This window comes from Pseudomonas sp. UBA5706, from assembly GCF_002419965.1.
Taxonomy (GTDB): Bacteria; Pseudomonadota; Gammaproteobacteria; order Pseudomonadales; family Pseudomonadaceae; genus Aquipseudomonas.
Genome location: NZ_DIHC01000011.1, coordinates 233,205 through 245,241 on the forward strand (window position 1 = coordinate 233,205; position 12,037 = coordinate 245,241).

At 61.2% G+C, this 12,037-nt stretch carries 10 protein-coding genes; 7 read left to right on the forward strand and 3 right to left on the reverse strand.

Features of this window, described 5'->3' with window-relative positions; translation table 11 throughout:
- Nucleotides 1-93: 93 nt before the first annotated feature.
- Complete coding sequence (locus B3I26_RS06820; RefSeq protein WP_296256341.1) at nucleotides 94-654, reverse strand: hypothetical protein; 561 nt, start codon at nucleotides 652-654, stop codon at nucleotides 94-96.
- Nucleotides 655-932: 278 nt separating this feature from the next.
- Here B3I26_RS06820 and pbpG point away from each other — a divergent pair, with 278 nt between their 5' ends.
- Together pbpG and B3I26_RS06830 are read left to right on the forward strand one after the other, a co-directional pair.
- Complete coding sequence (gene pbpG / locus B3I26_RS06825; RefSeq protein ID WP_296256342.1) at nucleotides 933-1,874, forward strand: D-alanyl-D-alanine endopeptidase; 942 nt, start codon at nucleotides 933-935, stop codon at nucleotides 1,872-1,874.
- Between the two features lie 183 nt (nucleotides 1,875-2,057).
- Nucleotides 2,058-2,516: a DUF2214 family protein gene (locus tag B3I26_RS06830; RefSeq protein ID WP_296256344.1), complete on the forward strand. Its 459-nt coding sequence runs from the start codon at nucleotides 2,058-2,060 to the stop codon at nucleotides 2,514-2,516.
- 132 nt (nucleotides 2,517-2,648) lie between these two features.
- Here the strand turns inward: B3I26_RS06830 and B3I26_RS06835 are convergent, their stop codons facing one another.
- Nucleotides 2,649-3,968 carry an Nramp family divalent metal transporter gene (locus B3I26_RS06835; RefSeq protein WP_296256345.1) on the reverse strand — a complete coding sequence of 440 codons (1,320 nt, stop codon included), beginning with the start codon at nucleotides 3,966-3,968 and terminating at the stop codon, nucleotides 2,649-2,651.
- A 114-nt stretch (nucleotides 3,969-4,082) separates the two neighbouring features.
- Between B3I26_RS06835 and B3I26_RS06840 the strand changes: the two genes are divergently transcribed.
- Nucleotides 4,083-5,519 (forward strand): MFS transporter, encoded by a 1,437-nt coding sequence (locus B3I26_RS06840; RefSeq protein WP_296256347.1) that lies wholly within the window; start codon nucleotides 4,083-4,085, stop codon nucleotides 5,517-5,519.
- A 130-nt stretch (nucleotides 5,520-5,649) separates the two neighbouring features.
- Here the strand turns inward: B3I26_RS06840 and norR are convergent, their stop codons facing one another.
- Nucleotides 5,650-7,209 carry a nitric oxide reductase transcriptional regulator NorR gene (gene norR / locus B3I26_RS06845; protein WP_296256349.1) on the reverse strand — a complete coding sequence of 520 codons (1,560 nt, stop codon included), beginning with the start codon at nucleotides 7,207-7,209 and terminating at the stop codon, nucleotides 5,650-5,652.
- A 307-nt stretch (nucleotides 7,210-7,516) separates the two neighbouring features.
- On the opposite strand from norR, the gene B3I26_RS06850 reads away from it, so the two are divergent.
- Genes B3I26_RS06850 through B3I26_RS06865 form a run of 4 tightly spaced genes read left to right on the forward strand, consistent with a single transcriptional unit; the run spans nucleotide 7,517 to nucleotide 12,031 of the window.
- Nucleotides 7,517-8,983 carry a UbiA family prenyltransferase gene (locus tag B3I26_RS06850; RefSeq protein WP_296256351.1) on the forward strand — a complete coding sequence of 489 codons (1,467 nt, stop codon included), beginning with the start codon at nucleotides 7,517-7,519 and terminating at the stop codon, nucleotides 8,981-8,983.
- The gene (locus B3I26_RS06855) at nucleotides 8,980-10,296 is read left to right on the forward strand and encodes an FAD-binding oxidoreductase (protein WP_296256353.1); all 1,317 of its coding nucleotides are present in this window, start codon (nucleotides 8,980-8,982) and stop codon (nucleotides 10,294-10,296) included. Before B3I26_RS06850 ends, B3I26_RS06855 begins: the two co-directional genes overlap by 4 nt.
- Before the next feature lie 11 nt (nucleotides 10,297-10,307).
- Nucleotides 10,308-11,048 carry an SDR family oxidoreductase gene (locus B3I26_RS06860; RefSeq protein WP_296256489.1) on the forward strand — a complete coding sequence of 247 codons (741 nt, stop codon included), beginning with the start codon at nucleotides 10,308-10,310 and terminating at the stop codon, nucleotides 11,046-11,048.
- Complete coding sequence (locus tag B3I26_RS06865; RefSeq protein WP_296256355.1) at nucleotides 11,045-12,031, forward strand: lysylphosphatidylglycerol synthase transmembrane domain-containing protein; 987 nt, start codon at nucleotides 11,045-11,047, stop codon at nucleotides 12,029-12,031. Before B3I26_RS06860 ends, B3I26_RS06865 begins: the two co-directional genes overlap by 4 nt.
- Nucleotides 12,032-12,037: the final 6 nt, after the last annotated feature.

Consider the following 12,037-nt stretch of genomic DNA (forward strand, 5'->3'; position numbering starts at 1 on the left):
CTTGCGTTTGGCCCGCATGCCGTGATGCGGGTTTTCTTTGCCCGTTTTTCAGCAGTCAACCCGGCGGGCGGGCGCCCTTTCGGCCCGGGTGTATTAAACCCGTTCAGCCAGCGTTGCGTTGACCTGACACCGATGCGCAAGCTTCTGCAAGCGCTTCTCAAGCGACCCCAGTACCACCCGGTCGGATCGCCCACTCTCCAACTCTTCGATCATCTCGTTGGCCACCAGCCGCAGCTCATGCGCGATCACTACCCGATCATCGTTTTGATCAAGCTTGTGCGACTCGAACAGGCGATGCAGGTAGTCCTCCAGCACACGCTGCAAACGATGCCGGTCAGCCGCGCGCAAATGCAGCAGATTGACCGAAATCCTCGCCAACAGCTCACTCAACTCCCCACACAAATACTGTATCCGCCGCGCATAGCCGGTCTCCCGGTCACGCAACTGCTTATGCTGCAAGGCAAGGTCCTGGCGCCTCTGGATGGCGGGCACCGCAATCGCGATCATCAAACCGACGATCAAGCCGAGCGCCTGAATCCAGCCCGCCCAGTCCGAAGGTCGCACGAACAGGCCCGCGACCAGCAGGAGCAGGGCAACGATCGCCGCACCAGAGACCAACGCCGCATAATCCTTGCTGATAAAACCCTTCGGCATTGCACGACTCCCAGGTCGGTTTGAGTAATAAGCATCAATGGCGCGCAATGCCAATCGACGGCGGGCGCCAGCGCCAAGAATATCGAAGCCTTTGGTTTAAATACAGGCGCCGGCAATCGTTAACCTGAACGAACGCCATACCGTCTGCTTTTATTGACGAAAGGGCCTGCGCAGCCCATCGACATAGTTAGAAACATGCTCCTAAAATGCGCCGATGTTGTTGTCGTTCTTGAAAAAAGTCCGATCTTCCACCTCGTATCCATTCACTGAAGTGAGCTTTGCTCTTGAAAATTCGCACATCACTCATCGGCCTATTATTTGTACTTACAGGCTCGGCACTTTCCACCGGTGTCCTTGCGAACCAACCCACCCCATTGAACCGCGATCCTGCCAACCTTCACCTGGCCTCCGGCAGTGCCATGATCACCGACCTGCAATCCGGTCAGGTGCTGTATTCGAGCAACCCGGATGTGATCGTGCCGATCGCCTCGGTAACCAAGTTGATGACCGCCATGGTCACCCTCGATGCCAAGTTGCCAATGGACGAGATGGTCAAGGTAGACATCTCGCAAACCGCCGAAATGAAAGGCGTGTTTTCCCGGGTCAAGCTGGGTAGCGAACTCAATCGCCACGACATGCTGCTGATCACCCTGATGTCGTCGGAAAATCGCGCCGCGGCCAGCCTCGCCCATAGTTATCCCGGCGGCTACCCGGCGTTCATCAAGGCGATGAATGCCAAGGCCAAGGCGCTGGGCATGAGCCACACGGTGTACATGGAGCCGACCGGTCTTTCGGTGTTCAACGTCTCCACCGCCCGCGACCTGACCAAGCTGGCGCTGGCGGCGCGCAACTACCCCATGCTGCGTGAGCTGAGTACGACCCAGGAAAAAACCGTGACCTTCCGCAAGCCCAACTACAGCCTGGGCTTCAGCAACACAGACCATCTGGTGCGCAAGTCCAACTGGGACATCAAGCTGACCAAGACCGGCTTCACCAACCAGGCCGGGCATTGCCTGGTGCTGCTGACCAGCATGGCCAATCGTCAGGTGTCTGTGGTGATTCTGGACGCCTTCGGCAAGTACACCCACTTCGCCGATGCCAGCCGCATGCGCCTGTGGATGGAGACCGGCAAGAGCGGCCCGGCGCCGGAAGTCGCGTTGCAGTATAAGAAGGAAAAGAATCTGGTGATGAAGCAGAAGGGGCTACAGGCTTCGGATTGAACCCTGCCGCTTTTGCGCGGATATGACGGCGGCGGCCCCTTGAGTCCGTCGCCGCTGGCAGCCGTGCTGCGACAGCGTCAGTGCCGAAACAAGTTTCATCAACGCCGCAACGCATAACCCTGACTACCCGCTAAGCTTGCTCTGTTCAAGCTTGCTTCAGACATCGCTCGGGGGAGTTACACCATGGTCGTCAAGTGGATAGTGGCTGCGTTGCATGTGTTGGCGTTCGGGTTCGCGCTGGCGGCGGTTCTGGCCCGGGGAAGGGCCTTGCGCAGGCTGCGCACCGACGATCCGCGCTCCTTTCGCGACGTGTTCGTGGTCGACAACATCTGGGGCGTTTCGGCGGGTATCCTGCTGATCACCGGCGCCTTTCGGGCGTTCGGCGGGCTGGAAAAAGGCTCGTTCTACTACCTCCATCAGCCGTTGTTCCATTTGAAGATGACGGCGTTTGTCGCCATTCTCGCCCTGGAAGTGGTGCCTATGTTCGCCCTGATCAAGTGGCGTATCGCTTTCAAGAAGCAACAACCCATCGACACCTCCCGTTCACGACGCTTTGCGCGAATCAGCCATATGGAAGCGGCGTTGATGGTCATTATCGTGATTGCGGCGACGGGCATGGCCCGAGGGATTTTGCTCAGTTAACGCGCCGTACTTCTGTTTGCCTGGCGCTGCCTTTTACAGACTGCGCAATCCGGCTTTAACCCGGAGGGCAGGAGCCCAGCTTGCCGCGAACCGCGATCGGTCGATCTGCCGGGCATCGGCAGCGACGCCCCATCAGTTGACCCAGAAAAACATCAGCATCAAATTCGCCGCCGATATCAACCCGAACAGACCCCACGCCAGGACCTTGGTCACGGCGTTGTTAGCGAACGGCCCCATCAGCTGTTTGTCGCTGGTAAAGCGAATCAATGGCCACAGCGCGAATGGCAATTGCAGGCTGAGAACCACCTGACTAAGCACCAGCATCTTGCCCACCGCGCCGTCGCCGAATCCGATCACCCCGACCAGCGCCGGGATCAACGCCAGTCCCCGGGTGATCAACCGACGCTGCCAGCAAGGAATCCTGGCGTTCAGAAAGCCCTCCAGCACTACCTGGCCCGCGATGGTACCGGTAAACGTAGAGCTTTGCCCCGCCGCCAGCAGCGCGATACCGAACAGCACGCTGGCCAGGGTGCCACCCACCAGCGGATCGAGCAGGTGATAGGCGTCCTGGATTTCCACCACATCCGCATGGCCGTTGCTATGGAACGCCGCGGCGGCAAGGATCAGGATCGCCGCGTTGATCACCAGGGCCATGCTCAGCGAGGCAATGGTATCGACCCGCGCGTAACGAATCGCGCTGGCTTTGCTCGCCTGGGACGTACCGTTGACCCGGGTCTGCACCACCGAGGAGTGCAAGTACAGGTTATGCGGCATTACCGTAGCGCCGAGAATACCGATGGCAATGTAAAGAGGCTCCTGATGGCTCAGCACATCCCATGAGGGCTTAATCCCGGCGACCACATCCGGCCAGAACGGTTTGATCAGCACCAGTTCGATAAAAAAGCAGGTGGCGATTGTCACGATCAGCCCCAGCACAATGGCTTCCAGGCGCCGGAAGTTGGCGCCCTGCAACGCCAGCACAATGACCGTATCGAAGGCTGTCAGGGCTACACCCGTGTTGATCGACACCCCCAGCAGCAAATGGAACGCCAGCGCTGCGCCCAGCACTTCGGCAAGGTCGGTCGCCAGAATCGACAGTTCCGCCAGGATCCATTGCCCCATGCCCACGCGGCGGCTATAGCGCTCTGCGGATAACTGCGCCAGGTCTCGACCGGTTGCAATGCCCAGCCGCGAGCAAAGATTCTGCAGGACCATCCCGGAAAGGCTGGCCAGCACCACCACAAACAGCAGCGCGTAGCCGAACCGCGAACCGGCTTCGATGGCCGTGGCCCAGTTGCCGGGGTCCATGTAGCCAATCGAAATCAACAGACCGGGGCCGACGAACAGCAGCAGCTTGCGCAGGAACGACGCATTGGCCGGAATCGCGACGCTATCGGTTACCGCCGAGGGGCAGAATGGGGCGGTAGCGGTGGTAGGAAGTTTGTATTTCACTGAAGTCCACAGGTGAATGCCATAAGCCCTGAAGCTTAAACGCAGGGAAATATTTTGTCTTGAATCTCTGCAAAAGCTCTAACATGCCTCGCTCTACGGCACTGGAAAACAATAATGTCTGCGCTTTCCCAAACCTCTGATCACCCCACCACGCCAAGCGATGGGATCGACCCGGCCCGCGCTGCAAGCATTTCCGCTCGCATCGACCGCCTGCCCGCCGTCGCCACGATATGGAAGCTGGTGGCGTTGCTGTCCATCGGTGGTTTCTTCGAACTGTATGACCTGTTCCAGACCGCCTATATCAGCCCCGGCCTGATTCGCGACGGTGTGTTCGCTACCGGCGCGCAAGGCGCATTCGGCTTTTCTGATCAGGCGGCCTTCGCTTCGGCGACCTTTCTGGGACTGTTTCTCGGCGCCAGCCTGCTCAGCCCGATTGCCGACCGTTTCGGCCGCCGAGCGATCTTCACCTTCGCCCTGATCTGGTACACCGTGGCCACGGTGCTGATGGGCATTCAAAGCTCCGCGTTGGGGATCATCTGCATGCGTTTTCTGGTGGGCATCGGCCTGGGCATCGAGTTGGTGACCATCGACGCTTATCTGTCGGAACTGGTGCCCAAGCGCATGCGCAGTTCGGCATTCGCTTTTGCTTTTTTCGTGCAGTTTTTGTCGGTGCCTGCGGTGGCGTTGATGTCCTGGTGGCTGGTGCCGCAGGACCCGTTCGGTATCGCCGGCTGGCGCTGGGTGGTGATTGCCAGTGCAGTGTTCGCGCTGTTTATCTGGTGGTTGCGCTCACGCCTGCCGGAATCGCCGCGCTGGCTGGCGCAACATGGCCGGTTCGCCGAAGCCGAGAGGATCATGGATGACCTGGAAGCGCGCTGCGTCAAGGACCATGGCCAAGCGCTGGACGAGCCGCAAACCCACAACGTCACCATCGAAGGCAAAGGTCGGTTTGCCGACATCTGGCAACCGCCTTATCGGCGTCGTGCGCTGATGCTGATCGTCTTTCACGTGTTCCAGGCCATTGGGTTCTTCGGCTTCGGCAACTGGCTGCCGGCGTTGCTTTCCGGTCAAGGCGTCAGCGTGACCCACAGCCTGGGCTACGCCTTCATCATCACCCTCGCCTACCCACTCGGCCCGCTGCTGTTCGTGAAGTTTGCCAACCGCTTCGAGAACAAATGGCAGATCGTCGGCTCGGCGCTGGGGGCGATGATCTTCGGCACGCTGTTCGCGCAACAGAGCACGGCGGCGGGACTGATCGTGTGCGGGGTGATGATCACCTTTTGCAACGCCTGGCTCAGCTTCAGCTATCACTCCTACCAGAGCGAGTTGTTCCCCACCAACATCCGCGCCCGCGCAGTGGGTTTCTGTTATTCGTTCAGTCGCTTGTCGACGGTGTTCAGCAGTCTGTTGATCGGTTTGTTCCTCGATCACTTTGGCACGCCAGGGGTGCTGACCTTCATTGTGATCAGCATGCTGATCGTGATGCTTACCATCGGCGGGTTCGGGCCGAAGACGCGAAATCTGGCGCTGGAGGATATCGCCCATCGGTGAGGCCTGACGCGATCACTGTGGGATAAGCCGGAGGTTGGGACGTCAACGAAGGCGCCGGGGCGGATACCGATAGGGGACTCAATAGCCGCAGTCCTTAGGCAACCGGCTCCCACGGTTTTTGCCGGGGTTTCTAACGAATCCCCAACCGCTTGGCCAGCCGACCGAGGTTGGCGCGGTCGAGGTTGAGTTCACGGGCAACGTCGGCCCATTTGCCTTGATGGCGACTCAAGGCATCGTTGATCAGCTGCGTCTGGAAGCCATCGACCGCTTCTTTAAGTCCTGCGCGCGGCTTGGTCGCTGGCAATGCCTGCGCCATCGGCGAGGCAGTTTTGGCATGGGGCTGAACCTCTTCGTTCAGCCCCAAAGCCTGCGATTCAACGGTGAGAATACGCGGACGTTCACTGTGCCTGAACAATGCTTTGAGCACTGCGCGGCTGATCAGATGCTCAAGCTCACGCACGTTACCCGGCCATGAATAGCCGAGCAGAAGCTTCTGTGCCTCGGGACTCATGCGCAGGCCGCGCAAGCCCATGCGCACACGGTTTTCCTCGAGGAAATACCCCGCCAGCAGCAACACATCACGCCCCCGCTCACGCAAAGGCGATACCGGCAGCGGGTATACGCTCAGCCGGTGATAGAGGTCGGCGCGAAAGCGTCCGGCGCGTACCTCCTCAACCAGGTCACGATTAGTGGCGGCAATGATCCGCACGTCCACCCGGTGTTCCAGATCAGAGCCGACGCGCTGAATTTGCCCGCTCTGCAGCACCCGCAGCAATTTGGCCTGCACCGCCAATGGCAACTCGCCGACTTCATCGAGAAAAATCGTGCCGCCATCAGCCAGTTCGAATTTGCCGCTGCGCCCGCTGACTGCCCCCGAAAAAGCCCCCTTGATGTGACCGAACAGCTCACTCTCCACCAGCTGTTCCGGCAGCGCCGCGCAGTTGAGGCTAATCAGCGGCTTTTGCGCCCGCAGCGATTGCAGATGAATGGCTTCGGCCACCAGTTCCTTGCCGACCCCGGTTTCCCCGGTGATCAGCACCGTCAGCGGACTGCTGGCCACGAGCTGGATTTCCTCCTGCAGGCGCCGATGCACAGGGCTTTGGCCGATCAGCTCCCGCGGCCCACGACCTCCTGCCGCGCGCTTGTAGATTTCGGCGAGTTGCCGCTGATCCTCAACGCTGCGGGCCAGATGATCGATCCGTTCGCTGGCCATGACCGTCGCTGCCGCAAGACTGGCGAATGCCAGCAGGTTGCCAAGGTCGACGCCGTCGAAACGTGACGGGTCCAGCGAATCCAGAGTGATCAGGCCCCAGAGTTGGTCCTGCACGAACAGCGGGCAACCCAGGCAGTCATGAACCTCCGGATCGCCGTGTACTCCCTCCACCAGGCCGTCGTAGGGGTCCGGCAGATCGCAGTGAGTAGAGAACCGCGTCGGTTCGCGGTTCTGCACGATGATGTCCAGCCGCGGATGCTCGCCCAACCGGAAACGCCGACCCAGGGTGTCAGGGCTCAGCCCCTCCACCGACAACGGCACCAGCACGTCGTTTTCGAGCTTGAGCAAGGCCACCGCGTCACACGGCAGCCACTGGCGCAGCGAATGCAGCAGCCGGCGATAACGCTCGTCATCCGGCAACTCACGGGAGAGATCGGCCACCAGGGGCACCAGCGCCAATAACAAGGGGTGGGTCATAAGGCTCCAGAGCAGGTTCGCAGGCATAAAACCAGGTCATTATGACGCCTTGGCAGGTCACCCTCACAATGGCTCACACCTTGGCCTTTGCGCAAAGGCATCCGCTCGAGAGTCATTAGTCAGTCGCCAATTAACCGGCGCCGGTTGTTTCAGCCCTCAGGAAAAGATTGGCCCGTTGCGCCGCCAACTCCCTGTTTTATTCTGACGCCAAGTGGCCGACGGCGGCGGCGGAAGCCTTTAATTTATATAAAGTTGTTAAAAAATATTTTTGTTTATAGTCAGGTCGATACCAAGAGGAGCATTCGACATGGCTGGAATTCAGGGACGAGTTCAAGAAACTGTCCCCCCCTTGACGGTCCCACCTTTGGTCGTCGACCTGGACGGCACCTTGTTGCGTTCGGACCTGCTGATGGAGACCGCGATGGCCTTCGTCAGAAGCAAACCGTTGCAGGTATTCAGCGTTTTCAACTGGCTGTTAAAGGGCAAGGCCGCGCTCAAGGAAGGCCTGGCACTGGCGACGGAAATCGACGTCTCGGTGTTGCCCTACGACCCGCAGATCATCGAATTGATCCAGGCCGAAAAAGCCACCGGACGGACGATCGTATTGGCCACTGCCAGTCATGTCAGCCTGGCCGAACGCATCGCCGAGCACCTCCAGTTGTTCGACCTGGTCATGGCCTCCGACGCCCATCGCAACTTGTCGGGCAATAACAAACGTGACCTGTTGGTTGATCATTACGGTGAGGGCGGCTTCGACTATATCGGCAACTCCAAGGATGACCTGCCGATCTGGAAAGTGTCCCGACAGGCCTATGTCGTGAACCCGGATTCGGGGGTCGAGTTTCGGGTCAAGGCCATGACCCGGGTCGAACCGACCATTCACAGCAACACCGCCAGCCTTCGTGACTGGCGCAAGGCAATGCGCATGCATCAGTGGCTGAAAAACGCATTGATTTTCGTGCCGTTGCTGGCCTCGCATCGTCTGGCCCAACTTGAGCTGATGCGCGACGGCGTCTTCGCCTTTCTGTGTTTCGGCCTTTGCGCCTCCAGCGTGTACATCCTTAACGACCTGCTGGACCTGTGCGACGACCGCCACCACAAGAGCAAATGCAACCGACCGTTCGCCAGCGGCCGCCTGTCGATCAAGGCCGGGCTGATTCTGGTCCCGACCCTGCTGATCACCGCCTTCGGCTCGGCACTGCTGCTGTTGCCCTGGCAGTTCTCGGCGGTCATGGCGGCCTACTACGGCCTGACCCTGGCCTACTCGCTGAAGCTCAAGCGGCTGATGGCCTGGGACGTGATCGCCCTGGCGATGCTCTATACCGCTCGCATCATCGCCGGTGTCGCCGCCTTCAACCTGACGTTGACCTTCTGGATCCTGGCGTTCTCGATGTTCATCTTCCTCAGCCTGGCCATGGTCAAGCGCTACGCCGAACTGCGCGACGCCCGGGTCCGTGAGGTCAACACCGTCGCCCGCGGTCGCGGCTACTACCCCGGAGACCTGGACATGATCGCCTCGCTCGGGGCGTCCTCTGGTTACCTGGCGGTGATGGTCCTGGCGCTGTACATCCAGGACGCCAGCACCACGTCGCTGTACGTGACGCCTCACGTGATCTGGCTGGCTTGCCCGCTGCTGCTGTTCTGGGTCACTCGCGTGTGGATGCTGACCCACCGCGGGCAGATGAACGAAGACCCGGTGGTATTCGCCATTCGTGATCGCACCAGTCAGTTGATCGGCGCGGTGTTCCTGCTGATGTTCTGGATCGCCGCATGAATGCACCCTTGTATTCCTGGGGACGCTTTCCCCACAGGCCGCAGCGCGGTCACAGCTGCGTCTGGCTTGACGACCTTCCCGCCCATCTGGACCGGGTGATTGAAGATCACCGCAGCAGCCTGCCCTACGGCAATGGCCGCAGCTATGGCGACAGTTGCCTGGCGGCCAGCGATCAGGTGCTGCACATGCGCTCGCTGGATCGGCTGATCGAGGCCGACTGGGCCACCGGTGTGCTCAAGGTCGAGGCCGGCATCACCCTGGCCGAGGTCCTGAGCGTCGCCATCCCCCAGGGCTGGTTCCTGCCGGTCACGCCGGGGACCCAGTTCGCCACGGTGGGTGGCGCCATCGCCAACGACGTGCACGGCAAAAACCATCATGTGCGTGGCACGTTCGGCCGGCATGTGCTCAGCTTCGGCCTGCTGCGCCATGGCCAGCCGGAGGCGGTCTGCGCCCCGGACGTCAACGCTTCGTTGTTCTCGGCCAGCATCGGCGGCCTGGGCTTGACCGGGGTCATTCACTGGGCGCAACTGCAATTGATGCCGATCCGTGCCAGCCAGATCGACACCACTACCGTGCGCTTCGACAACCTTGCCGAATTCTTCGCGCTGTCTGACGAACTGGATGCGCAGCACGAGTACAGCGTGGCCTGGATCGATTGCCTGGCCAAGGGAGCCGAGACCGGACGTGGCGTGTTCATCGTCGGTGATCACGCCCGGTACGGCTCGCTGGACGTCGGGCGCAGCGCGAAGTTGAGCGTGCCGCTCACGCCCCCGGTGTCGCTGGTCAACAGGCTCTCGCTCAGTGCCTTCAACAACCTGTACTGGCGGGTGCAGCCGAGCCTGCGCAAATCCGGGCGCAGCGCCTATGAACCGTTTTTCTATCCGCTGGACCGCATCCTGCACTGGAACCGCATCTACGGTCGCCGGGGTTTTCAGCAGTATCAATGCGTGATCCCGAGCGCCAATGCCGAAGCGGCGATGGGTGAGTTGCTGCGCGCTATTGCCGACGCCGGGCAAGGATCGTTTCTGGCAGTGCTCAAGCGCTGTGGCGATGTGCGCTCGCCGGGCCTGCTGTCGTTTCCGATGCCGGGGACGTCGCTGGCCCTGGACTTCCCGCAGAGCGAACACCTGCAGAACGTAGTATTCCCGCGACTGGACGACATCGTCCGTGCTGCGGGGGGCCGCTTGTATCCGGCCAAGGATGCCCATATGAGCGGCGCGGACTTTCGCCAGGCGTACCCCGCCTGGGAGCGATTGGAAGCGCTGCGCGATCCCTCTCTGATGTCCCGTTTCTGGAGCCGCGTGCTGCTATGACCACAACCGCTATGAAAAGAGTGCTGATCATCGGCGCAACATCGGCTATCGCCACGGCCTGCGCCCGCCTGTGGGCGATTCAGGGCAGCGATTTTTTCCTCGTTGCGCGCAACGTCGACAAACTGCAGCAGACCGCGGCCGACCTGAAAGCCCGCGGCGCGCACAACGTCACCCTGCACGAAATGGACGCCAATGACATCGATGCTCACCCCCTGATGCTCGGCCGCTGCCTCACCGCGTTGGGCCAGATCGATATCGCGTTGATTGCCCACGGCACCCTGCCGGACCAGAAAGCCTGCGAGCGCGACGTCAACCTCGCCCTGCGCGAGTTCGCCAACAACTGCACCTCGGTGATCGCCCTGCTGACCGTGCTGGCGATGCAGTTCGAGATCCAGCGTTGTGGCAGCCTGGCGATCATTTCCTCGGTGGCCGCCGATCGCGGACGCCCTTCCAATTACCTGTACGGCAGCGCCAAGGCTGCAGTCTCGACCTATTGCGAAGGCTTGCAGGCGCGCCTGTTCAAGGTTGGCGTGCACGTGACCACGATCAAGCCGGGCTTCGTCGACACGCCGATGACCCAGGGCCTGTCGCTGCCCGCCGCCTTGCTGGCCCAACCGGCACAGGTCGCCCAGCGTATCGTCAAGGGCATCGCCAACAAGGTGCCGACCCTCTACGCGCCGGGGTTCTGGGCATTGATCATGCTGATCATCCGCTCGATCCCGCAGCCGTTGTTCAAGAGGCTGAACCTGTGAACCCCGACGTTTCGAACGGGCAGGATCATCTGTCCGGCTGGCGTTACCGGGCCGTGGTGCTGTCAGTGGTGGGGTCGGCGCTGGGCTATCTGGGGTTTTCACTGTGGGGTGGCTGGCACGCGGTGGGCGCAGCGGTGAGCGAGGTCGGCGTGGTCGGGATCCTCATCGCCCTGTTCATGTCGTCGGTGAACTACGGGCTGCGCTTCATCCGCTGGCAGACCTACCTCAAGGTGCTGGGCCACCCGATGCCCTGGCGCCCTAGCCTGAGCATCTATCTGGCCGGCTTCGCCCTGACCACTACCCCCGGCAAGGCGGGCGAAGCCTTGCGCGGTGTGTTGCTCAAACGGTGGGGCGTGCCTTACCCGCAAAGCTTCGCGGCGTTCTTCAGCGAGCGGCTGTCGGATTTGTTTGCCGTAGTGCTGCTGACGCTGTTCGGCCTGTCGCTGTACCCCGAAGCGATGCCCATGATCGTGGTCGGCATCAGCCTGGTGCTGGCCGGTCTGCTGGTGCTGTCGCAACGTCGGCTGCTGGAACGTTTGACGGCGATGGTGCCTGGCGAGGGCGGCAAGCTCATCGGGTTGCTGCGCCATCTGCTGCAAGTGCTGGTGCATGCCCAGCAGTGTCATCGTTTGCGCCTGATGCTGGGCCTGACCGCCCTCAGCGTGGTGGCGTGGAGTGCCGAAGCGCTGGCCTTCGACTGGATACTGCAATGGATGGGCGCCGACATTCCGCTGGCCTTCGCGGTGTTCGTCTACGCCTTGGCCATGCTGGCGGGTGCGGTGAGTTTCATGCCGGGCGGGTTGGGCGGCGCCGAGGCAGTGATGGTCGGGTTGCTGGTCTGGAAAGGCATGAACAGCGCCGATGCCGTCGCCGCGACGGTGCTGATTCGCCTGGCCACACTGTGGTTTGCCGTAGCCATCGGCGCGGTGATGCTGTTCAAGCTCAAGGGCGAAGCCGCACCCCACGGGCAAACGGCGCAGTAACTTCAC

Coding starts and splice junctions, on each gene's coding strand:
- B3I26_RS06860 (WP_296256489.1), top strand. CDS start 10,308: ATGAAAAGAGTGCTGATCATCGGCGCAACATCGGCTATCGCCACGGCC.
- B3I26_RS06840 (WP_296256347.1), top strand. CDS start 4,083: ATGTCTGCGCTTTCCCAAACCTCTGATCACCCCACCACGCCAAGCGAT.
- B3I26_RS06855 (WP_296256353.1), top strand. CDS start 8,980: ATGAATGCACCCTTGTATTCCTGGGGACGCTTTCCCCACAGGCCGCAG.
- B3I26_RS06820 (WP_296256341.1), bottom strand. CDS start 654: ATGCCGAAGGGTTTTATCAGCAAGGATTATGCGGCGTTGGTCTCTGGT.
- B3I26_RS06850 (WP_296256351.1), top strand. CDS start 7,517: ATGGCTGGAATTCAGGGACGAGTTCAAGAAACTGTCCCCCCCTTGACG.
- norR (WP_296256349.1), bottom strand. CDS start 7,209: ATGACCCACCCCTTGTTATTGGCGCTGGTGCCCCTGGTGGCCGATCTC.
- B3I26_RS06830 (WP_296256344.1), top strand. CDS start 2,058: ATGGTCGTCAAGTGGATAGTGGCTGCGTTGCATGTGTTGGCGTTCGGG.